The 24,445-nt window shown below is 39.7% G+C and carries 4 protein-coding genes; all 4 read right to left on the reverse strand.

Annotation, left to right across the window (positions count from 1 at the left end; all coding sequences use genetic code 11):
- Positions 1-30: 30 nt before the first annotated feature.
- Positions 31-1,638 carry a serine hydrolase domain-containing protein gene (locus ACQV1I_RS14200; protein WP_116333977.1) on the reverse strand — a complete coding sequence of 536 codons (1,608 nt, stop codon included), beginning with the start codon at positions 1,636-1,638 and terminating at the stop codon, positions 31-33.
- A 21-nt stretch (positions 1,639-1,659) separates the two neighbouring features.
- Positions 1,660-7,347, reverse strand: a complete 5,688-nt coding sequence (locus ACQV1I_RS14205) for a MupA/Atu3671 family FMN-dependent luciferase-like monooxygenase (RefSeq protein WP_116333978.1) — start codon at positions 7,345-7,347, stop codon at positions 1,660-1,662.
- Positions 7,348-7,374: 27 nt separating this feature from the next.
- Positions 7,375-11,454 (reverse strand): amino acid adenylation domain-containing protein, encoded by a 4,080-nt coding sequence (locus ACQV1I_RS14210; RefSeq protein WP_236645773.1) that lies wholly within the window; start codon positions 11,452-11,454, stop codon positions 7,375-7,377.
- Between the two features lie 70 nt (positions 11,455-11,524).
- Positions 11,525-24,388, reverse strand: a complete 12,864-nt coding sequence (locus ACQV1I_RS14215) for a non-ribosomal peptide synthetase (RefSeq protein ID WP_116333979.1) — start codon at positions 24,386-24,388, stop codon at positions 11,525-11,527.
- Positions 24,389-24,445 lie beyond the last annotated feature (57 nt).

Consider the following 24,445-nt stretch of genomic DNA (forward strand, 5'->3'; position numbering starts at 1 on the left):
ATAGATTATTCCTATTTTGAATAGAGATAATTACCGATGTAATCGTTCCATTTTCCAAGTGCCATGTAGATAAAAATAGGGAACCTGTCCTTGTTCATCAATGTGAAATTGTACCGATTTAAAAGTATCACTCACGAATAAACCATGTTCAATTGGGATAAGAACATCTGTAATCCCATCCTCTTCCATGATGAGCTTATTATCTTGGTAGGTTACATGATAAACCCAGTCTGGAAATCCGTGATGTGAATAGGTTCCACAACAAGCTTCTAGTGCCTCTTTTGATAGAGACGTCCTACCAGATGGCAATAAGTAACGATGACAACGATTGTTGTTTATCATAAGATACTGCACACAGCCATCTTCTTCCCTTATCACTCCAATATTCATCACATGGTTACCCTCTTCGTCATAACCCTGTAAGAAATCGCTTGTCTTAATCTGAAGCCTAATTCGTTGGTTATTTAAGATCAGCAAAGACTGATCTTCCTTCGTAATTTCTGCAATCCCCACATTAGTTCCAAAGAAGGTTCCTGCGATACCTAAACAATCCTCCTCGTTACTACTACCTTTGAATAATTCTTTTGAGGTTTTTACGTGAGAATGCGGCAATTGTAATTGATCAAAAACGAGACGGGTGATCTTGTCATGTTGGAAGGGGCGATTATTAAGGATAATTACAGCACTCCCAGCCTCTGTGTGCATAACAAAATCAGCACTATAGCTACTAATATCGCCAAAATGCCGGGAGATGCGAAGTCCATTTTCTGTTTCTTGCAAGAAAAACCCCAACCCAAATCCACTTTGATACGTGTTATAGAGTGGTGTGTTATATTCGTGCATTTGCTGAATGGATTCAGATTGAAGTAATTGCTTGCCCAAGTAGCATCCCTTATTCATATGTAAGAGGGCAAACTTAGCCAAATCGGTGACTGTTGACATTGCAAAAAAAGATGGATAATATGCTGTATTCTCTAAAAAGCGATGCAATACACAAATCTGATCATCATCTATATAATGTGGCAGCGCTAGTGAGTGTGTCATTGCAAACAGCGGATCGTATGTACTACTGTTCATTTTTAGAGGTGAAAAAACCAGTTCTTGCATTAAAGTAGCAAATGCTTTTCCAGTAACCTCTTCTGCTATACAGCCTGCTAGATTGTAATGAAAATTACTATATGTATGAAGCTTTCCTGGTGGTGCCATCAATTTCATTTTTGAAAGCTCCTCAGATACATGTCGACGTAAACCATCTGATTCTCTACTCCCGAGATAGTCTCCGCCGTTGCTGAATCCTGCTGAATGGCTCAATAAAGTACGAAGGGTTAACAGACCATTGTAGGCTGGATTTTGAAGTGAAAACCAGGGAATGTAATTTATGATTGGAGTATCTAAATCAAGAAGCCCATTCTCTACTAATTTCATGATCAACGTAGACGTAAACAACTTAGAAATCGAACCTATACGAAATAAAGTCTGAGGACTTATAGCTACTCCTGAGTCTTGCACACTAGTAACACCAAATCCATTTGCATATATTAATTCCTTATTATGAATGATGGCGATGGCCAGACCCGGTACACGGGCCTGCTCCATTTCCATCATGATTTGATGCTCAAGCTCTTTTATAAGTAGCATACAAATCTCTCCTTCTTATTCCTATAAATGCTCTAGATAATCAGCCAACTCTTCAATTGAGAGCGTATCATTTCCCACATCACTTGGAGTGATTTCTTTTCCTTCCTTATTGAGACAATGGTTGATAATTTCAAGCAAATGTTTTTTGTATAAAGCAATAATATTTTGTACTGTGCTGGAATCGTACATGTTTTGGTTATATTCAAAGTGAAGCCGTAAAGAACTATCTTGGATGATACCCACAATTTCAAAATTGTACTGTCTCTCCACTTTGTGACTTAGGGTTGGCCCCGTACTATAAGGTGAGATTTTAAAGGCATCAGTTGAGATATCTTGATCAAATTGCCCCAGGTAATTGAACATAATTTGGGGTTTTATAATAAGATGGCTCGCTTCCCCTTTGTCAGCAGATGTTAAGTAACGTAAGATACCATAGCCAATTCCCTTATTCGGAACCTTTCGTAGATATTCTTTTGTGTATTTAATATGATAGGCGATATCTTCTTCTTTTGTTTCAAGCAACACAGGATAAAGAGAAGTGAACCAGCCAACCGTCCGTGAAATGTCTATATTTTCACTGATTGGCTCCCGACCATGGCCCTCTAAATGTATGAAGGTGCGACTTTCACCAGTCCACTCTCTCATCGAAAGAGCAAGAGCCGTCAATAATATGTCATTTATTTCCGTATTGTAGGCATGGTGAACTTCTTTTAACAAATGGTTAGTCTCTTCCGGATTAAGATGCATAGTTAATGTCTTACTATCCTCCATACAATCATCGATTACAATATGATCCTGAGGTAAGGATATCATCGGTACGTTAGCCAGCTGTTCCCAATAAGAAGATTCCTTTCGTAAGGTTTGACTATTGGCATAAACATGTAGTTCTGTTGACCATTCTTTAAAAGAATCCGTCTTATCCTGAAAATAAATCGCCTCTCCATTTAGTACCTGCATATAGCCACTTGCAAGATCTTCAAGCAGAATTCGCCAAGATATTCCGTCAACTACTAGGTGATGAATAGCTATCAACAAATGGTCACCGTGATCCGTTTTAAAGTGTCCAATTGCCATCAATGGACCTGTGCTAAGATCAAATCCAGCCTGAATATTAGATGCTTCGGCTTCGAGCGTAGCTGGTGTCACATGCTTACCCCTGAAATCTATCAATGTATAATCAAAGAGCCGATCAGTAAGTCCACGGATATTCTGTATTACTTGCTCCCCTTCTACATGAAAAGTCATACGCAGGGCATCATGGTGTTCGACGAGTCGTGTAAATACCTTTTGTAGCAATAGCTCGTCCCAGCCTTGTTCATGATGAATCATGACTGCATGATTGTAATGATGGGCATCTGTTACATTTTGCTGAAAGAACCAATGTTGAATAGGCGTTAAACGTACGTTCCCCTCAACCAATTGGTTAGTTGTCCGTTTCGTTTTAATTTGTTTCACATACATAGACAGTTCTCTGATAGTTGGGTATTTGAATAAATCGTTAATTTGGATTTTGTATTGATATTTTTGAATTAAGGAAGACACTTGTATCGCTCGTATCGAATCTCCACCTAGAGAGAAAAAATTGTCATGGACGCTTACATTATTAACACCAAGGACTTTTTGCCAAACAGTAACTAATACATCCTCTTTATCATTGGAAGCCTCCACATATTCAACGCCCGTGTCTATCAATGTCCAGTCTATCGGTAAAGCACTCCGATCTATTTTACCGTTTGGTGTTAAGGGTAATTGTTCCAAGGATACAAAATAAGCAGGGATCATGTAGCTAGGTAACCTCTCCGCAAGGAAACTGCGAAGTTGGGTCACATTTTTGTTTATTTGATTTGTTCCCGTTTTCCAGACAATATAGGCAACGAGTTGTTTATCATCATTTTCATCCGTTTGAGTAGTAACCGCTGTTTCTACAATATCTTCATGTTTAAGGATTGCTGTTTCAATCTCACCCAACTCCATGCGATAGCCACGTATTTTGACCTGGTAGTCTTTCCGATCAATAAATTCGAGTGTTCCATCTGCTCGATATCGTCCTAAGTCACCTGTTTGGTACAAACGAGAACGTGGATCAGAAGAAAATGGATTCGGAATAAATTTCTCTCGAGTCAAATTCTCTTTATTCCAATAACCCTTCACTACTCCTTTTCCACCGATATAAATTTCACCGATAACCCCTATCGGTAGAAGATGATGGTGCTCATCAAGAATGAAAATCTGGGTGTTAGCTATCGGTTTTCCAATGTAGGCAATTTGCTCTGTGTCAGCTATTTTATGGATCGCCGACCAAATTGTTGTTTCTGTCGGACCATACATATTGTAAATGTTTGCCTTTGTTTGCCTTTGTAGCTGTTGCATCAGTGACGAAGGGAAAGCCTCACCGCCCACTAATAAGGTCTCTAGAGATTGTAAAAATTTCTGAGAGCTAGGATCAGCGGCAATCATCTTGAGCCTTGATGGCGTAGTTTGAATCATGGTTATCGGTCGAATTCGTGAAACTGTGTCGCCAGCTAAAGCTTCCTTCTCGCTTTTTTTAGCGTACCTATCCTTGAAAGCAGCTAAGTGATGCAAACTTTGAACAACAGAGGCATGATCAATACCAAAATCAAGTAAACAAGCGATCTCAGTCACACCGATATGATAGAGCTGCTCAACTAAATTATTGCAAGTCTCCGGTGTACCAAGTAAGGTTGCCGTATTCCAATAGCGTTGGAAAGCAACTTCTAAAATTTGCTCAATATCCTCCTCTGATACGTTGTTCATGTCTAGCATATCTGTGCCGATGTTAAGATTTTTAGCCAAATTACGTATCAAGCTGACACTAGATCTTAGATAATCACAAAACGGTTTTTTTACTTTGTCATGTACATACTCAATATCATCATCAATAAAGGTATGCAGCATGATAGAAATTTTGAACAGCTTTGGATCGTGCCCATTATCGAGTAGAGTCTCATGATAAAGGCGAATATTATTTTCTAATTGATGAATGTCCTGTCCAAGGAAATGAGTTAAAATGTTGGCTCCCATTTTTCCAGCTTGAATAAAGGATTCAGCGGTCCCTGTTGTCGTCACCCAAACTGGAACCTCAGATTGAATTGGTTTTGGAAATGATTGAACTTCTATAGGATATCCTTTTCCATTTATACGAGTTAGTTTCTCACCGCGCCATAATTGACGGACTTCTTCCATTTGTCTAAACATATGAGCATAACGCTCTTCGTAGTTTTCTGGGCGTAAAACAAAGTCGTCCACATGCCAGCCCGGTGCAAACGATAGGCCAACACGTCCCTTTGAAAGATTATCCACGACTGACCACTCTTCAGCGATACGCAGGGAATCATGTAAAGGGGATACGATGCTACCAGAGCGGAGCTGTAAGTTTTGAGTAATCATAGCAAGCGCTGAGCTGATGACGGATGGATTAGGGTATAGCCCACCGAACTCGTGAAAATGACGTTCTGGAGTCCATACAGCATTGAATCCATGCTCATCTGCGAACTTGGTTGTCTCCAAAAGCAATGAATATTTCTCATCTACCTTTTGGTGGTCGTAGCTTGAGAAAAAGAATACACTGAAATCCATCTGCGGCTGTTCCTTATTTGTCAAAAAACTGTCGTAGTTTTCATATGTATCATCAGGGCTTATGACAACTTGGATTCCACGTGTTAGTGTCCAGAATAGTTCTAGCACAGAAATATCAAAGGAAATCGTTGTTACTGATAAAAAAGCATCAGTTGCATTAGGTTGCAGCTTTTGATCCATCGCTGTAAAAAAGTTGCTTACATTTGCATGCGTGACCATTACACCTTTGGGATTACCTGTCGAGCCAGATGTATAGATAACATAGGCCAAATCTGATCCTTTGTTTATCACATGGGGTACATCAATTGATTGATTTACCAGCTGATCATGTACTTGATCAAGGAGTAGGATAACCGATTCAGATGTATCACCTATTCGGTTTTGAAAACGTGATTCCGTCATGAGTACTCTCATTTGGCTATCGTGAATAATATAGCGAATACGCTCAACTGGATACGTTGGATCGATAGGTACATAGGCTGCCCCGGATTTTAAAATAGCCAGCAAGGTTACGATAAGCTGTTCACTACGGTCTAGCATGATTCCAATCAGATCGCTGGGCTGAATTTGATACTGTACCCGCAAAGAATGGGCAAGCTGATTCGAAAGCTCGTCTAGTTGACGATAGGTCAATGTTCGATCACGATAAACAATTGCTGTTTCATCTGGAATTTTCGTTACTTGATCCTGGAGCCAGCCTTGAATTGTTTTTTCACCACATAAGACTTGTTCATTATTGGTGAATTTATGAATGATTTGATTTTTTTCTGCTTGATCCAATAATTCTATATTAGCAATCAGACTATCTGATTCAGACGTTACCGTATGAAGAATATGCATAAAATGTGTTCTGAATTGTTCAGCTTGTTCTTTTATGTAAACCAGTTTATTATAAATAATCTTTATCTTTACCACTTGATCGATTTGAATATGCAAAGTCAAATCATAATTTGGATGTTCAGTAAATTGAATGCTTGTTACAGAAAAGCCCATATTTTGTTTATCTTGCAAACGTTCTAACCCTTTTGAGAGTGGATAATTATCAAAAATCAAAAGGTGTGAGATCAGCTCTTGCTTCAACTGAGATAGCGCCTGAATTTCATAGAGAGGATAGTACTCATAATCTTTGGACTCAAGTGAAGCTTGCTGTATTTCTTGTAATAAGGATGAGAAAACTTGATTATCTTCACATTTCACTCGTTTCGGAACGGTATTAATAAATAAACCAACCATATCTTCACTGCCTAGTAACGTAGGAGGACGCCCCGAAACAACCGATCCGAATACCACATCTGTATGATTGCTGTACTTCTGCAAAAATACACCGAAGCATGCTTCAAATATCGTATTGATAGTAACTTGGCGTTGTTTAGAAATCTGTATCAGTTTTTCGGTCATCTTCTCATCTAATTCGAAGATAACTTCCCCATGTTTAAATTTTCCTGATGTACCACCTTCACCAAAGGCTGGTAGACTCCTTGGTTGCTCATATTGATCAAGATATTGTTTCCAATATGTTTTGGCTTCCTCATGATTTTGTTTCTCTAGCCATTGGACGAACTGGCTAAAGGGTTGCACAGTTCCAAATTCACATATTTTTTCATTCCGAAGACAATCGTAAATGTGGAAGAGCTCATCTAATACAATACTAGATGACCATCCATCCATAAGGATATGATGGTATCCCCAAATAATGTAATAGCTATCAATTCCTGTTTGAATGACTGTTACTCTAAATAAAGTATCATGAGTTAGATCAAACCCGTTTGATCGATCCGATTTTATAAACTCGTCGACATAGGATTCCTTCTTTTCATTATCAAGATGTGATATATCGAAGACCTGAATCTGAAGTGGCCGCTCCTTCAATACAATTTGTTTGGGTGTTTGAATTTTCTCATATACAAACATTGTCCGAAAAATCTCGTACCGCTCAATGAGGAGATTAAAACTTTTCTCTAAAAGATCTGTCTGAAGCAAGCCATCTACTGTAAAGACTGCTTGCTGATAGTATGTTCCAGATGTATGGTCGATTATGGAATGAAATAGCATTCCTTCTTGTGTCGAAGTGAGAGAATATATTTTCTGAATTTGTGCGTTGTTTGTCTCCATATTTCACCTCTGCTCATGTATAAGAGATCACTCTTCTAACAGACTTAGAATATCATCCAAATCTGACATCGATAGATTTTTGTCTCCAAAATCGCTTGGCGTAAACTCTTGGCTCTTTTTACTTGTACAGTGACGGATCAGTTCTTGCAGATGTCTGAAAAACCCTTCCAATACACTTTGCATAGTATCTCGCGAAAATTCATTTCTGTTATAGTCCACCCAAAATGTCAGCTCTCCATTTTGTACCATCCCCGTGAAGATTAGATTATGGGTACGTTCATTAACACTACTGATGGTACAATCTGGTGGAATGGAGGAAAACTGAAAAATAGTATCTTCTCTATCCGTATCCACTTGTCCGAGATAGTTAAATAAGAGAGTTGATTGCGATTCACCTGACAATGCTTGTTTATTCATATCAGTTCCAAGATATTTGAGTAGTCCATATCCTATTCCTTGATTAGGTATCCTCTTTAAGTGCTCTTTCATTTCTTTAATTTGCGTCGAAAGATCAGCATGATGACTCATGTCCAAAAGAATTGGATACATTGTGGTAAACCATCCCACCGTACGGGTTATATCCAATTGCTCACTCAACTCGTGACGTCCGTGACCCTCGACATCAATGAGTATCTTGTCCGATTTCATCCATGAGCGAAGAGACATTCCAAGTCCCGTTAAAAGGATGTCATAAATTTGGGTATTGTAAGCCCGATGAACCTCTTTTAGCAATAGCTGAGTATCTGAAGCTGAAAGGCTTACTGCCAACCGTTCGTTTTCGCTTATTTTTCCAAAAGCACTACCTGCTCCAAGAGACTCTTCCCTTATTTTTATCCAGTAAGAAAGCTCTTTTTGCAACTCAGACGAGTTAACATATTCGCCTAGCTGTTGTGACCAGGTTAAATAAGAGTCCGTTTTATCGGGAAACGAAACAGATTGATTGTTCACTGCCAATTGATAACCCAGCTCTAAATCTTCTGATAAAATTCGTAAAGAAAGGGTGTCGACAATCAAATGATGGAAGGTAAGAAATAAATGATCACCGTAATCAGTGTGAAACAAACCAACTTTAAATAGCTTGCCATTCCACAAATCAAGACTTGATTGCAGCTCTCGACATATGCTTTGAATGTCACTCCTCACATCCTTTACTGTTTTTGATTTACCTGTTAAATCAAAAATCTGACATTCATAGACAGGATGACTTGTATCCCGAATGGTCTGCACAACACCATTTTCTTCCTGTCGATAAGTTATCCGAAGGGCATCATGATGAGCAGTCAGTTTGTCCAAAACCTTAATCAAGCTTTCATAATCAATTGGAGAGTGGCTATCTAACATTACCGATTGATTATAATGGTGTTTTTCTTCCATCAATTGGGCAAAAAACCAGTGTTGAATAGGTGTCAATGGAACGGTTCCTTGAACAATATCCTGATTGACCCACTGATTTACTGGCTGTACATGTTGCCGCAATTCAATGATCGTTGGATATTCAAACAGGTTTTTCACCTGAAGTTTGTATCCAAGCCTATAAAGTTCAGAAACAACCCTCATGGCTTTTATTGAATCACCTCCTAAGTCAATGAAGCGATCATGAATACTAATCTTATCCTCCCCAAGTACCTGCCTCCAAACAGTGGTAAGTACCTCTTCCTCTTCATCACGAGCCGCTTCAAACGTAGTAGATGATTCATCACTACGAGTCAGCATAGAGAGCGCTTGACGATCAATTTTTCCGTTTGGTTTAAGCGGAAAAATTGATATCTTACTAAAAAAATGCGGCATCATATACACAGGTAAATGCTGCATAAGATATTCACGTATTTCCTGCGTTGATGGTTCTCTCTTTCCTTCTTGATCCATGACTAGAAAGGCTGAGAGCTGCATATCTCCTTGATGGTCTGGTTGAGCTAATACGATAGAATTGGAAATTTCAGGATGCTGATTCAATGTATATTCTATCTCACCTAATTCAATTCGGTATCCACGTATTTTTACCAAATGATCGGCACGTCCGAGAAATTGTAGGGTTCCATCCGCGAGCCATTTGCCAATATCCCCCGTTTTAAACATTTTTTCATCCCGAGTCTTACCATAGGGATTCAATACAAACTTTTCCTCTGTCAGTTCGGAGCGATTCAAATATCCCTTCGCTACTCCCTCACCAGCTATACAAATCTCCCCTTGTACCCCGATAGGCACCAGCTTTTGATGTTGATCAAGAATATAGATTTGAGTGTTTGCGATTGGTTTTCCTATTGTTATGTTGTTGTTTTGCTTAGTATCTTGTCTAGGTATTTCATAGACCGCAGACCAAACTGTAGTCTCTGTAGGACCATACATGTTGAATATTCTTGCATTGGTTTTCATATGTAGCTCGTCCACATATTGGGCAGGAAATGCTTCTCCTCCTACTAACAAAACCCGAAGAGACTGTAAAAAACGTTGCGAGTAAGGAGAGTCCATAAGCAGTTTAAGTCGAGATGGGGTACATTGCATCATTGTGATCATCTCAACATTTGGTAGGTCAAGGTAGTTATCATAGCTACCAAATGTGTCCTCCTGCGTATCTACCAAGACAAGACGAATTCCTCTTGTTATTGTCCATAATAGCTCCAAAACAGAAATATCAAATGATATGGTCGTTACCGATAGAAACGTATCTCCCTCTATTGGCTGTAGGCTTTCATCCATCCCGATAAAAAAATTACCTACATTGCTATGCGTTACCATAACACCTTTAGGATTGCCTGTTGAGCCTGACGTATAGATAACATAAGCTAGATTGTCAGCAGTATGGATCGACTCCAGTACAGAAGCTGGCTCCTGTGCCATCAGTTCTTGAACCCGATCAAGAACCACAAAAGAAATATTTTTGCAGTCATCAGAAATATCTTGATCAAAATGATTCAAATAAGCGGATTGAGTCACTACTGCCTTCATCTTGCTGTCATTGATCATATATGCTATACGCTCAGTTGGATAAGTGGGATCAATCGGTACATAAGCTGCTCCCGATTTGAGAACTGCTAGTAAACTAATCACTACTTCTTCTGTCCGCTCAACCATTACTCCGACACAGTCATTTGCCTGAATGGAGACATGGCGACGCAAATGCTGGGCAATCTGATTAGCTCTTTCATCTACCTCTTTATAGGTAAGTGACTGGTCTTTATACACCACAGCGATCTGATCAGGTGTCTGTTTAACTTGTATGTCCCACCAGTCTGAAATCGTTTTTTCTCGTGCAAAGGGCCTCTCTGTCCGATTAAGGCCATGGATTATTTGATTAGACTCCTCTTCACTCATTACTTGTAGCTCTACTAATGGTTTAGTAGAGTCCTCCATTATTGTCATAAACATATGGAAGAGATGCTTGAACATTTGATTCACAGTCTCTTTGTAAAAAACTGCTTGAGAAAATACGATTTCCCCAGTAAGATGCTCTCCTGAATAGTGAAAGTGAAAATGAAGGTCTACATCATTATTATTTATTTCCTTATGAATATTGTGAAGGCTTACTACCACTGGAAAAGCAGGGAGTCGCTGATCTTCGTTTAACAGTCCCACTTCTTTTAAAATTTTCATAATTGGAATATTTTGGTGGCGATCAGCTTCCATTACAGATTGCTTCACTTGATGCAAAATGGTACGAAAGGTATCACTTGGTGTCATCTGCGTTCGTATGGCAAGTAGCTGACTCAGGTCTGCTGTGGCATCATTCTTGAACACAGGCATTCCAATGATCAAATCCTCGTAACCAGTATATTTATAGAGTAAACAGTTGATTCCGCTTAAAAGAACCATATATATGCCATACTCTGACCCGTTGACCAATTGTACAATCCATTTACTCACTTCATCAGGAAAAGTAAAAGGTATACTCGTCATGTCGGTATCTGTCTGCTCACCTCTTGAAAAATCAGGTGGATAGATGGTCATCTGCTCTGCTCCAGCTAGCTTTTTTAACCAATAGTGCCGCTCTTCTTCTAATTCTCCACTTGAGAGAAGCAGATTTTGTGTAATGTTATCCATCGCTAATTTTTCCCCCTCTCCATTTGCATGATTACCTCTGATCAAGCCTTTCCTCGAGGTTTTCTTCATAAATTCCCGATCACCCAAAGGACCAATTTCTTAGCCCAAGGGTGATCAGGTTTTGTTTTTCGATACGCCATTAGAAATTAAAGTCGATTTCTGTTTGAATCGATTTTTTCACTTTAGTAAAAGATTTTTCCAAGGCAATGTCTCGTAATCTTACTTGATCATCTAATACGATCGAACGCAGAATATGCTGATAATCCCGGATCATTCGTTCAGCGGTTTCCCGTGTAAATAAGCTTGTCGCATATTCCAGTTCGAAATAAAGTTGGTTGTATTGCTCTTTTGCTTCTAACGTTAGGTCGAGCTTTGCGACGTTAGTAACATATGGATAAGGTGAAACCCGAATGCCATCCAATTCCAATTCAGGCATTTCCATGTTTTGCATATTAAACATCGTATCGAATAGAGGATTGCGGCTAAGATCACGTGAAAGCTTCAATAATTCTGGCAATTGTTCCATCGGATAATGCTGGTGCTCAAATGCCTGCAAAACTAGTTGCTTCACTTCGCCAAGATATTCTACGAATGTTTTACCGCTTTGAGGCTGTGTACGTATTGGTAGGATATTAATAAACATCCCCATAACGTTTTCAAGATCAGAATGTGAACGCCCTGCAACAGCAGTACCTGTTACAACATCCTCTTGATTGGCATATTTGGCCAGTAAGATCTGATAAGTCGCCATTAACACCATGAAAATGGTTGTATTGCTCTTTTTACTTATCTCATATACTCCTTGGCTTATATCTGAATCAAGCACGAAACGTATACGTTCACCCTCTAATCTCCTCATTTTAGGGCGATCCCCATCCGTTGGCAGCGAGAGAACGGGAACTTCATTAGCAAATATTTTTTTCCAGTATTCTCCTTGTGTATCCATGATTTTTTTGCCCTCTTGTGCCTGCCAATTGGTAAAATCCTTGTACTGAATGGGAAGTGGAGCAAGCTCTTTACCTTGATATAAATCCATCATATCGCGAATTAAGACGCCCATAGACACACCATCAGAAATGATGTGATGCAAATCGACTAATAATAAGTGTCGCTTATCGGACAGTTCCGCTATTGTCACCCGAAGTAGTGGAGACTTACTCAAATCAAACGGACGGACAAAAAGCTTGATTTGTTCATTTATATCTCGCTCCTCTACATTCATGTAATTGAGGGTTAGCTGAGATTCTTCTTGAATGATCTGCATCGGCTCCCCATCTACTAGGTCAAACAAGGTACGAAGGCTTTCATGACGATTTACAATTTCTTGCAAAACATTTTCAAGTCGTCCCTTGTCCAGTTCACCCTCCATCAACATTACGCCTGGCATATTATAGCTGGTGCTTTCCATATTTAGTTGATGTTGTAGGAAGAGGCGTTTCTGTCCATCGGAAAGGGGATAACAATCCTTTTTTGGTGCAGGCTGAATGGAAAAATGCATGCTCTTTTCCGCATTGCGAAGATACATCGCCTGTTCCTTAATCGTCGGCATTTCAAAGATTTGCCGCAGACTCATTTCGACATCAAAAATTTTGTGAATACGTGATAAAAGCATGATTGCTTTTAATGAGTGCCCACCGTTTTCAAAGAAATGATCGGTCACACTGATACCCTTTATTCCAAGCACACTTTCCCAGATTTGTATCAATTTTTCTTCTGTTATATTTTCTGCTTCCATTACCTCTCTTGTTGCATCTATTACAGGTACAGGTAACGCTTTACGATCTACCTTTCCATTTGTATTCACCGGCATCTGATCTAATTGGATCAGATAGGAAGGAATCATATATCCAGGTAATACTTTCGATAAGGTTGCCTTCACTTCTGCGTTATCTACCTTGCTCTTGCAGACTATATACCCGCAAAGATACTTGTTCCCTAACTCATCTTCAAGGTCGGTTACAATGGCTTCATTGATTGATGGAATTTGAACCAGCTTGCTCTCAATCTCACCTAACTCTATACGGAAGCCACGAATTTTTACCTGATGATCCTTACGTCCATAGAATTCGATGATTCCGCCCGGGAGCCATCGCCCTAAATCCCCTGTTTTATACATACGGCGTCCTTTTTCATCAGTAAACGGATCATCCATAAATAACGCTTGAGTCCGTTCAGTATCATATAGGTATCCACGACCTACCCCAATTCCAGAAACAAGAATTTCACCTTTGACACCAATGGGACACTGCTGAAGATTTTCATTCACAATGTAAATATTAAAATTTTGCAATGGCTGTCCAATTGGGATAGTCGACATTACTGGTACTGAATCCATATAGTAATGAGTGATGTCGTCAGATGCTTCAGTTGGACCGTAAGCATTGATAATTGGAATTAAAGGATAAAGTTTGAACCATTTCTCCACTACGTTTTGTTTTAGAGTCTCTCCTGTGACAAGCAGGTACTCAAGTGAATGGAAGATTTGAACCTCTTTTTCTAGTAGATCAAGCATTACTGACAAATAGGAAGGAACCACCTCTAATACGGTAACACTGTCCTGCTTAACTTTTTCAATAAAGTGCTTCGTATTGAGAATCAACTCATTTGGATAGATAACAGTAGTTCCACCTGATACAAGAGCAACAAAAAACTGCCAGACCGAAATATCAAAACAATGGGAAGAATTTTGCGCAACAATACTTTCTGCCGTTATTTCTACTCCATCAACTTTCGCAAAAATATGGTTCATCATCCCGATATGCTCCACCATCGCACCTTTTGGCTTTCCAGTAGAGCCAGACGTGTAAATGACGTAAGACAGCTGGTTCATATCAAGTGGTATGTTTACGTTATCTCCACTTTCCTTCATAAGGTCATCTACTATTTGGTCGAGACAGATTATTCTTCCTATAAAACCTGCTCTTACTGTGTCGCTCACCAGATCACTAGTAGTTAGTAGCACCTGCGCTTTCGATTCTTGAAGTATCCCGAATACACGATCTAGTGGGTATTCTGGATCAATTGGTGTATAAGCAGCGCCTACCTTCCAAACAGCAAGGATACTTTCTACCATACGTGGTGATCGCTCCATGTAAATACCGACTAATCCTTCTGTTGTCAGTCCTGTTTTACTTAGGAAATGGCCAAGTCGATTCGCCCATTCATTTAATTCTTGATAGGTAATCCGACAATCTTGATAACGTAGCGCTACCTTCTCAGGTTGTTTCAACGCATACTCTTCCACATAATGGTGAATGGAACGTTTTGTGTTAAAATTGCGCTCTGTTGCATTGAATTGATTGATTATCTCCGCCTGATTTCCCAGATAATCTAATTCCGACAAGGTATTTTTTCCACCTGTAATCTGCTTAGCTATATGAATGAAGCAATCTAAGAATGATTCACCCGGAAATACCTGTTGATCATAGTAAATGGAAAGCTCAACTGAATCTGAAAACGCTTTGACCCATATATTCACCTGTCGCTCAGAATAATGAAGATGATAATAATCAATATGAACCATCTCTTGACAAATGGGAATCATCGTAAAGTTAAGATAATTGAAGTAAAAAGATATCTCTTCTTCTCCCAGGATATTTTTTTGCTCCATCATGGAAATATCTCGATATGAAACATCTTCTGATTTCATTTTCATCAAGTGAGCGAAATAGTCTTTCATCTCCATATCAGGGGTAAAAATATGACGTGGAAACAATAGAGGTGTCACTTGATAAAAGTTTCCGACTGTGCGTGAATACTCACGTGGTCGTCCATTGATAATATTACGTATCAGAAAATCGGATTGCTGGTTGCTATAAGTTTTAACCAACAAACCATATACTCCCCATAAGAAATGAGAAAGCCGCACCTTCTCCTTTTCACAATATCTCTTTATCTGTGCAAACAGTTCAACAGGTATCTGAGTTCTTTGATTTACGACTGCTGATTGCTTCTCTATACCACTCGTGGCAAGCTGCTCCACATTAGAGAGCTTTTCCTTCCAATAGTTTTTGATGATACTGGTATCAAACGATTGTAAGTTATTCGAAACATAAGCAGAGAAGCTCTCTGTTTCCTTTGGTTTATATTCTGTACCGTTCTCCAAAGCTTCATAGCTCGCTGCGATATGCTCAATAATAATTTTTACTGCTACACCATCAATGATGAGATTATGAGCTAAGATGCAAAACGTATGATTCCCAGCCTGATCAGTAGCAAATACGAATGTGGCAAGCTTTGGCTCAAATAAGTTCCATGAAACGTTTAGCTCCTGCTCTATCAGCTTGGTTATAAAAGCACTTGTTTCGGCTCCATCAGTTTCGTATTCATCGTAGGAAAACGGACTATTTTTCTTAACAGCTTGATAAATTGCAGCCCCATCCTTGATTAGATGAACATGAAGCTGCGGTGTCTGATTAAAAACATGCTCAGTTGCTTGCTTCCATAGCTCTTTGTTGATCTTTGCTGGGAGATCTATGGAGGAGACGAAGAGATACGATAGCCCATTGTTTTGGTTAAGCAAGATATCGTAATACATGTCTCGTTGAGTAGTTGTTAATGGATAAACACATTCATAATCAGCTTTTGATAATGCCAAATGGTTAAATAGTGAGTTTTCCGTGCCATTGCTCATTTGTATCTTACTAATTTTGCTCATCGGATGCTCAAGCAGTTCTATAAGTAGCTTTTTGAACCAATCGATCAATACATCCAGCTTTGTTTCGTTAAAAATAGCAGCATTACATTCCATAAGGCAGGATAAGCCATCATTCGTTTCTTGGATTAGCAAGCTTACATCACTACGAGTAGCTGAATTTTTAACCTCAAAAGGGGTCAGCGTTAAATCTCCTGCCGATAAGGTATTTGGTAATTCATGATCTGCGCTTTGATACGTAAAACCTGCGCGAACCTTTTCGATAGGGAATTGAAGTCGCTCTACCATATATTCAAGTGGGTAGTCCTGGTTTTCAATCATTTCCACAATCTGCTGTTTCATCTCTTCAATTAAATGTAGCCATGTTTTATTACTTGTCACTTGTAAGCGGACAGGTAGTGTATTGACAAACATACCCACCATATTTTCGACTAGCGGATGAGTACGACCAGAGGTCACAGTGAGTACCGCTATATCCTCGGTATAGCAGCATTTAGCAAGAAAAATCTCATAAACGGCAAATAGTGTATGATATAAGGTTGCCTTACACTGATCACTGATTTTTTTAAGAGCTTCTGTTGTTTCCGAATCAATCTTGAAACTTTGCACGTGGCCCCGTCCATTTTGACCCGTATTCACTGCTACATCAACAGGCAGGTTTAATTCTGGCAACGGTTCGGCTAATACATTGCGCCAATACTCTTCTTGCTTCTGCACATTTTCTGTGGATAGAAATGAATTCTGCCAGGTTGCAAAATCTTTATAGGTGACACTTAGTTCTGGCAACTGTTCACCCTGATATAAATAAAGCAGTTCTTTTATCAAGATATTCATGCTTAGTCCATCTGAAATAATATGGTGCATGTCCAGTAGCAAAACGTGTTTTTCCTCTGTTATTTTTACTAGTTGCAGGCGTATTAGAGGTGCCTCAGAAAGCACAAAGGGTTGAACAAATTCCTCTGTGATACTACTTAGCTGTTCCTCTGTTCCTTCTATAAACACCAATGGAATGTCTACTTCATCGTGAATTCGTTGAACAATCTCACCCTCTCTAAGGTGAAAAGATGTGCGCAATGATTCATGACGCGAAATAACATGCTTAATCTGTTCACGGAGTTTTGCATAGTCCAGTATTCCTTCGATACAAACCCCGACAGGGAGGTTATAGCTGGTTCCACTATGGGCTTGCTGCTCTGATAGAACATATAATCGTTTTTGGACAGAAGAAACCGGATAATAGTCTTGTATTGCTAATTTCGTAAAAATAGGTACACTCACACCAGTTTCCTTTACAGCATTAGCCGCTAGCTCCCTGATGGTTGGATAGAGAAACATATGGTGCAAAGGGATAAAACAATCAAATTTCTTCTGCATTCTCATGGCAATGGTAGATGCTTGTAGAGATTGACCACCAAGATCAAAAAAGTTATCTTCCGTACCAAATTGTTCTGTTCCTAAAACATCACTCCAGATAGACCAAATTTTCTCCTCCGTATCGTTGGCAGGTGGAGTAGAACAATTCTCATATCCTTGGCAGGAGAATGGATCAGGTAATTCAGTAAGTTCTATACTTCCATCACTTCGAAGAGGCATTACCATTTGTTTTACAAAATGAGTAGGTCGCATGTATTCTGGAAGATGGGATAATAAGAACGAGCGAAGTTGCTGAATATCCAATTGATCTGGCTGACCAGTAAAGAGATACGCAGACAGAAGCTCTTTCTTTTTACCCTGATCATCAGCTATCCTCACGATTGCCCTGTCCACACCAGGAAATAGCTCAAGCACCGCTTCAATTTCGTGTGTATGAATCCGACGGTTATTGCGTTTCACCTGTTTATCTATATTTCCTATATACTCAAATTCACCTTCTGGTAGTAATCGAGTTAATTCCTTGGTAGCATACACATTTTGTTTATCACCATGTCCCCATGTAAGGCACAAATTCCCTGCTACACCCAAGGTTACTGGCTGTCTCTGATCATCTACTATATCTGGTTGAAAAAAGCCTATTGGATATCCTAAAGGAACCTTTTGGAGTGACGCCATTTCCAAATCAGATACTTCGTGTACTGTAATTAGCATCGGAACTTGCTTCATGCTAAAAGAGCGCAACAGCCTCGAACCATTCGGCAAAAATTCCCTCCATTTAGGTAGGTGATGACAAAGCAATACTTCCGTATCAAGGACAACAAGCTTGAGAAGATCAACTTCTTGTAGGGAAGTAAGCATTCGCTTTGTATCCTCGTCTAACTTGCTTCCTTTATGAACTAAAATGATTTTTCCAATGTCATTGCTATAGTCGAATAAAGCATCTTCTTGATGAGCTATTCGCAGAGTCGCTCCATTTACCAGTGCCGGTATCCACAACTTTTCCCAAAAATCTACTTCATTAGACGAAGCAATATACACACAATCAGTGCTTGTAAGCTTACATTTTTCTTTGATTGCTTCTGCATAACACATGAGCTGTTGATGAGTAAAACCACCAACACCTTGAACGATTTGCACAATTTTATCTGCGCTATTCTGTAATTGTAAGTTTGAAGAAGCTAACTGTTTTACATCTTCCTGTATTTCCTGTAGATCAATAATCTGCTTAGCGTTTTCCTTGACAAGTGGTGTTGCTTCGCGTGTCATGACTACTGCATGTTGTACTATATCGGTCGCTTCTTTATTTATATAGGTGTACGTATAGCCGGCTTTTATTACAGCAAGAATGCATACAATCGCTTCGACAGAAGTAGGTAAGCAAATGATAATTTGCTGATTGGGTTCTACATCCAGTTGCTGAATCCAGCGAGCCAATTGATTAGACTGTTCATGAAGCAATTGATAAGTAATTTCGTTATTACCACATAAAACAGCATTCTTGTTAGGATATTCTAACGCCCATTTTTCTACTTGCTCATGAATAAACAGTTGCCCCTTACTTTCTAGAGATTTCTTCTCTTTCAAGTCCTGTGATGCTACCAGATGTGTTAAGAGTGAAATACCTGAAAGTGAGCGGTCAGAATCATTCACCAAGTCTTCTACTAATCTAGAAAAACCGTTGATCCACCCATCTATTATTCCATTTTCTGAGAGATCAGCATTGTATTCAAACTCAAGATGTAATTCAGAGCCTACTTCAATAACATTAAGCCCGATATCTTGCTTGGTTGAAACCTTTGGAAAAGGTACAAACTCTACTGCACATTCAGGAAATTGTAAATTGCCTGTCGGCCGATCCATGTTGAAGGTTGCAGTAATTCCAGGTAGCTTAGGACTATTTGATTGAGCTGCTAGCATTTTGCCAATTAAAGCCATTGAGCAATGCTGATATTGGTAAGCTTCAAAGGCATTCTTTTTCACTAAGCTACTAACCTCGGCAAAGGTCAGATCTGGGTCAATTTGGCCATGAATAGGTAGCATATTTACACATTGCCCTACTAAATGCGAGGAGCCTGCAAGCGCTTGTCCCCCACTAGGGATGCCAATAAACATAGAACGTTGACCTGTTATCTTATGCAAAAATACCTGAAAAGAGGCTAAAAGAGTCATAAATAAGCTATTTCTCTGTTTCTTACTAAACTCTCTTAGTTTGTTCGCTACATCGGCTTTTAGAATCAGAGTTGTTCGATTTCCTATGTAGCTACGTTTTGCAGGCTTCATTTTTGAGCTCGGAAAATCTAGTACTTCAAACGATTTTGTACTCTGTTGTTCCCAAAAAGGTAATGCTTCTGAAAGCTGATTCTGCTGCTTGTCTTGCCATACTATAAAATCTCGATACTGCATAGGCTCAGGGAGATCTATCTTCTGATGATGATAGGCAGCGGTATAAAGGGACTCCAATTCTTTAACAAGAATACCTATTGACCAACCGTCCGCAATAACATGATGAATAATGAAAACTAGCTGATAAACGTCTTTTTCTATCTGCAGGATATAGGCTTTGAATAACGGACCTTTTTCCAGATGAAAGACTTGTTTACCCTCGTTATCCATCCAAGCTTGCGCTTGTTTTTTTGCATCCATGCCCTTTTGATCCTGAAAATCAATCAATGGGACGTCAATCACCATTTTGGGATGTATACACTGATATTCGCCATCTGCACTTATTGTTGTTCGTAGAGATTCATGCCTATCAACAAGTTGCTGTATTGCATAACGAATTCCATCCAATTTTAATTGACCTGATAGTTGAAGCACGAAGCATTCATTATACGAACGCGACTCTTCCTCTCCCAATTGACAAAAAAACCATAATTGCTTTTGTTCTTCTGATAGCGGTACCTGTAACTCGTCTTTAACTCCCTTATCTATGTTCTCTTCTAAGGGAGTGTTAGAAAAAAAACCTGCTCTCTTCATCTCCTCTATGCTGTCTTTAACTGCATCAATAATCTTTTCAACATCTTGATCACTATGAGCAGTGGACAAGAAGCAGTTTCTTCCTTCCCAGGTGTAAATACCACGTAACAGCAGATGGTAAAATAATATTTCTTGCGTACCTTTTACTACAAAACGGAACAACGAGCCAAAGTGAACCATTCGAATGGAGACATTCTGCTCTCTGAAATAAGAGTTTAAAGTCTGGCACATACGAGCTGTTCGTTGGTTTACCTCTTCTTGTAGGGTACTCCCTTGTTGTTTTAGGTGCTCTAGAGTCACTTTGGCGGCTACCATGGTTAAGGGATGATGGCAAAATGTGCCTGCGACGAATGTACGCTTCTCTGCAACTGGTGGATACGATTGATCTCCATATTGCCAGTATCCCCCGTCAATACAATCTAGATAGGCCGTTTTTCCGGCAACAACACCTATTGGCATCCCGCCTCCAACAATTTTTCCATAGGTTACCATATCAGCCTGAACACCAAACCATGCTTGGGCACCTCCTGGATGGATACGGAAACCGGTAATCACTTCATCAAAAATAAGGGCTGTACCAAGCTCAGCTGTCAGAGCACGCAGGGAGTGTAAAAACTCTTTTGGCTGTAATTCTGGATCACGACTTTGGACTGGTTCAACCAACACCGCTGCTAGATCATCGGCATTTTCCCGGATGATTTGCAAGGCCTTCTCACTTCCATATTCAAGCACCAGAATATCTTCACTCATGCTTGTTGGAACACCTGGAGCCATCGGTTTGGAGCTTCCATCTTCTTTAGCTGTATCAGAGCGAGCTAAAATACCGTCAAAACTACCATGGTAAGAACCTGCAAAGATAGCAATTTTCGAACGTCCTGTAAAAGCTCGCGCTATCCGGACAGCAACCATAACTGCTTCCGTACCTGAATTATAGAACGCAACCCGATCTACTCCTGCGATATCAGAAATTAATTGAGCCACTTCTCCACTTAGTCGTGACATAGGCCCAACTGGGAAACCTCGCTTCAACTCTTCGTTAATAGCCTCTGTTATAAAGGTAGGATTATGTCCAAGTAGGTTAACCCCAAACCCCATGCATATGTCTATATATTCATTTCCATCGATATCCCATAACTTTGAGCCCATGGCTCGATCACTAACGATTGGGTATATCATTTCTTTCCATGTGGAACGATATCCCGCCACATTTCGATTATTAGCAAGTACATTACGATAGTTTTGCGCTAACAACTTGGAGGAGCGAGTTTTGTCAGAACACCTAGTTATAAAATCATGTAGATGGCTACGTTCTTGCATTGTTACGTTATGCGTTGACTCGAAAGAAACCTTTTGATAGGGAACGAACACTTCTTTTTTATTATTTTCTTTTGCTAGACTTCTAAAACCAACGGGAGTCTCTTTTACATTCGTAGCTTCTCCTCTAGTTTGTAAACGATGCTCATCTATTGCTATAGGAGCTTGGACTAAGCTCTCCTCCTGAGCTTTCGGCTGTAGGAAACGAAATACATCCAGTTGTTTTGCCATTATTTCTAATTGCTGACTCATTAATTGTTCGAGCCCACCTAAATCGGTCTGTCCATTACCCGCAAGAACTGGTTTATAGTCAGAAACGTGGGGCAAAGAGGACTCGATGCTTGTTGCCTGTACATTTTCTTGAGATGGTATCGTAGTTATAGCCTCACACTTCATGTCAGTTACAAAGAAACTGCTAGGTAAGATTTGCGCTAGATAATTTACTAGATTGTATGTGTTATTTAATTCTTCAAAAAACATATTAAAGGATATTTGAACACCATATGTATCTTTGATTTGGTTATTCAGTTGAATAAATAGAATAGAATCAAATCCTAGATCATAAAAATTAGCATGCACATCAAATTCCTGTTCATCTATTCCTGCTTGCGTGCACACCATGTGTTTTACGTTCTGTAAAATCATTTCCATTCTCTGATTCTTGAAATGATCGTTGTTTACTTCAGAGATGTTAGACTGTGCATTCTTCAAAATATTTCCCTCTCTTTCGTCTCTACACGCTGTTCGGGATTCAATCCAATGTCGCTTGCGATCAAAAGGATATACAGGTACGCTCATCCGTTTTCGATTTTCTTTACTATAGATAAGGTCCCATTCAATAAGCGCTCCTGACACATAAGCCTGACATAAGCTAACTAAAGCTTCAGAATTTGTCCGGTCTGTATCTAGGTATTTCTGGGCTACTTCTTTTGCTTCTTGCGTCAATCCTTGAATTTCTCGTTCGCTAACCTTTCCTCTCGAAAGATCACTCTGTTGTTCGCGCACGATCTTATGTATTCCATAGTATAAGTTATGACCAACATGTGATCTTGACTCATTTGGGTTAATTGTTGATAATACGATAGCTGCTTGTTCTAATTGTTCCATTAACTCCTGCTTAGTAGAAAATGTCAGGGCAAGACGATGAGAATAATGTGAGCGGCCTCTATTAGCCGTATAACAAATATCTGATAGAATCTCATCTGATTTATCTGACAAAAAACTGATATATTCTTGTACCAGCACTTGAAGAGTGGTCAAGCTTTTGGCAGAAATCGCTAAAACCTCAACTCGCTGAGGCAAACAATCTGCTACCTCATCCTCCTGTACGGGAGCTTCCTCCAGGATGATATGGCAATTGGTACCACTTAATCCAAATGAGCTAACGCCACATCTCAAAGGTTCTTTATTTGCTTCCCATGTACGCAAAACCGTATTAACATATACCGGCGAATCCTCAAATGCAATCTGACGATTCGGCATTTCAAAATGAAGAGTTGGTGGGATTTTCTTGTGTTTTAATGCTAGAACCGACTTGATAATCCCTGCTATGCCAGCTGCTGATCCTAGATGACCAATGTTTGATTTAACAGAACCGATTGCACAAAATTGGCTTCGATCCGTGAATGTACGAAATGCTTTTTGGATGGCCTCTACTTCGATAGGATCACCTAACGCCGTACCCGTACCATGCGCTTCTAGATAAGAGATGGTTTCAGGTTCAATGCCTGCATCCTGCCAAGCAGCAAGAATTACTTCTTTTTGAGCCAGCACATTAGGTGCTGTCAGACCATTGGACATACCATCATGATTAAGCGCACTTCCTTTAATCACTGCATAGATATGGTCACGATCATGAATTGCTTGGTGTAAAGGTTTTAAAATAAGGGCGGCCACACCTTCTCCCGCGCCTGTTCCATCTGAATTCCTATCGAAAGCTCTTGTACGTCGTGTCGATGATTCAATCCCTAGTTTTAATTCATTGTCTAACGGCATAAAATGAAGACCTACACTGCCCGCAATTGCCATATTGCACTCCCCGTTTCGAAGAGCTTGGCAAGCGGTATGAATAGCCACCGCCGATGAGGAGCAAGTAGTATCAATTGTTAAGGATGGGCCTCTCAAATCTAATAAATAAGCAATTCGACTAGCAATAATCGGCGACAAATTACCTGGTATAAACAGCGGGATCGATTCATGTCCAACTTCATTTATCAACCCTTTGTAGTCATGCAAGGCATCTCCACTAAACCCCACGTATACTCCTGTCTTGCTCCCTTTGCATGTTTCACCACCGTAACCCGCATCTTCAAGAGCATGCCATGCTGTTTCCAAAAACAAACGTTGGTTTGGACTCATGAAAGAAGCTTCTTTAGGAGAAAGTCGAAAAAAGGAAGCATCAAATTTGTCGATTTCTTCTAAGAAGGCACCCTCGTAATAAGTAGCTTCCGCAGAAGACTTAACCGTACGTAAATACACTTCAGTATCGCCCTTCCTCGTTTCAGGAAAGGATGTGATGCAATCTTCCCCATTGCAAAGGTTACTCCAAAAAGCTTCTAAATGAGGAGCCATGGGAAATTGACCAGACATTCCTATAATTGCAATGGATTTCTTATCAACAGCTTTAATTTCACTTACATCTTCGTTAATTAGATCGTCAAGTTTAAATGAATGAAAATTGAGCAAAAATGTCTCACTCCTTCTTCTTCAGGTTACAATGGCTGTTGCCTGATCCTTTATGCA

Origin of the sequence: Brevibacillus sp. JB24b (assembly GCF_051713385.1) — a bacterium.
Classification (GTDB): Bacteria; Bacillota; Bacilli; order Brevibacillales; family Brevibacillaceae; genus Brevibacillus_B; species Brevibacillus_B laterosporus.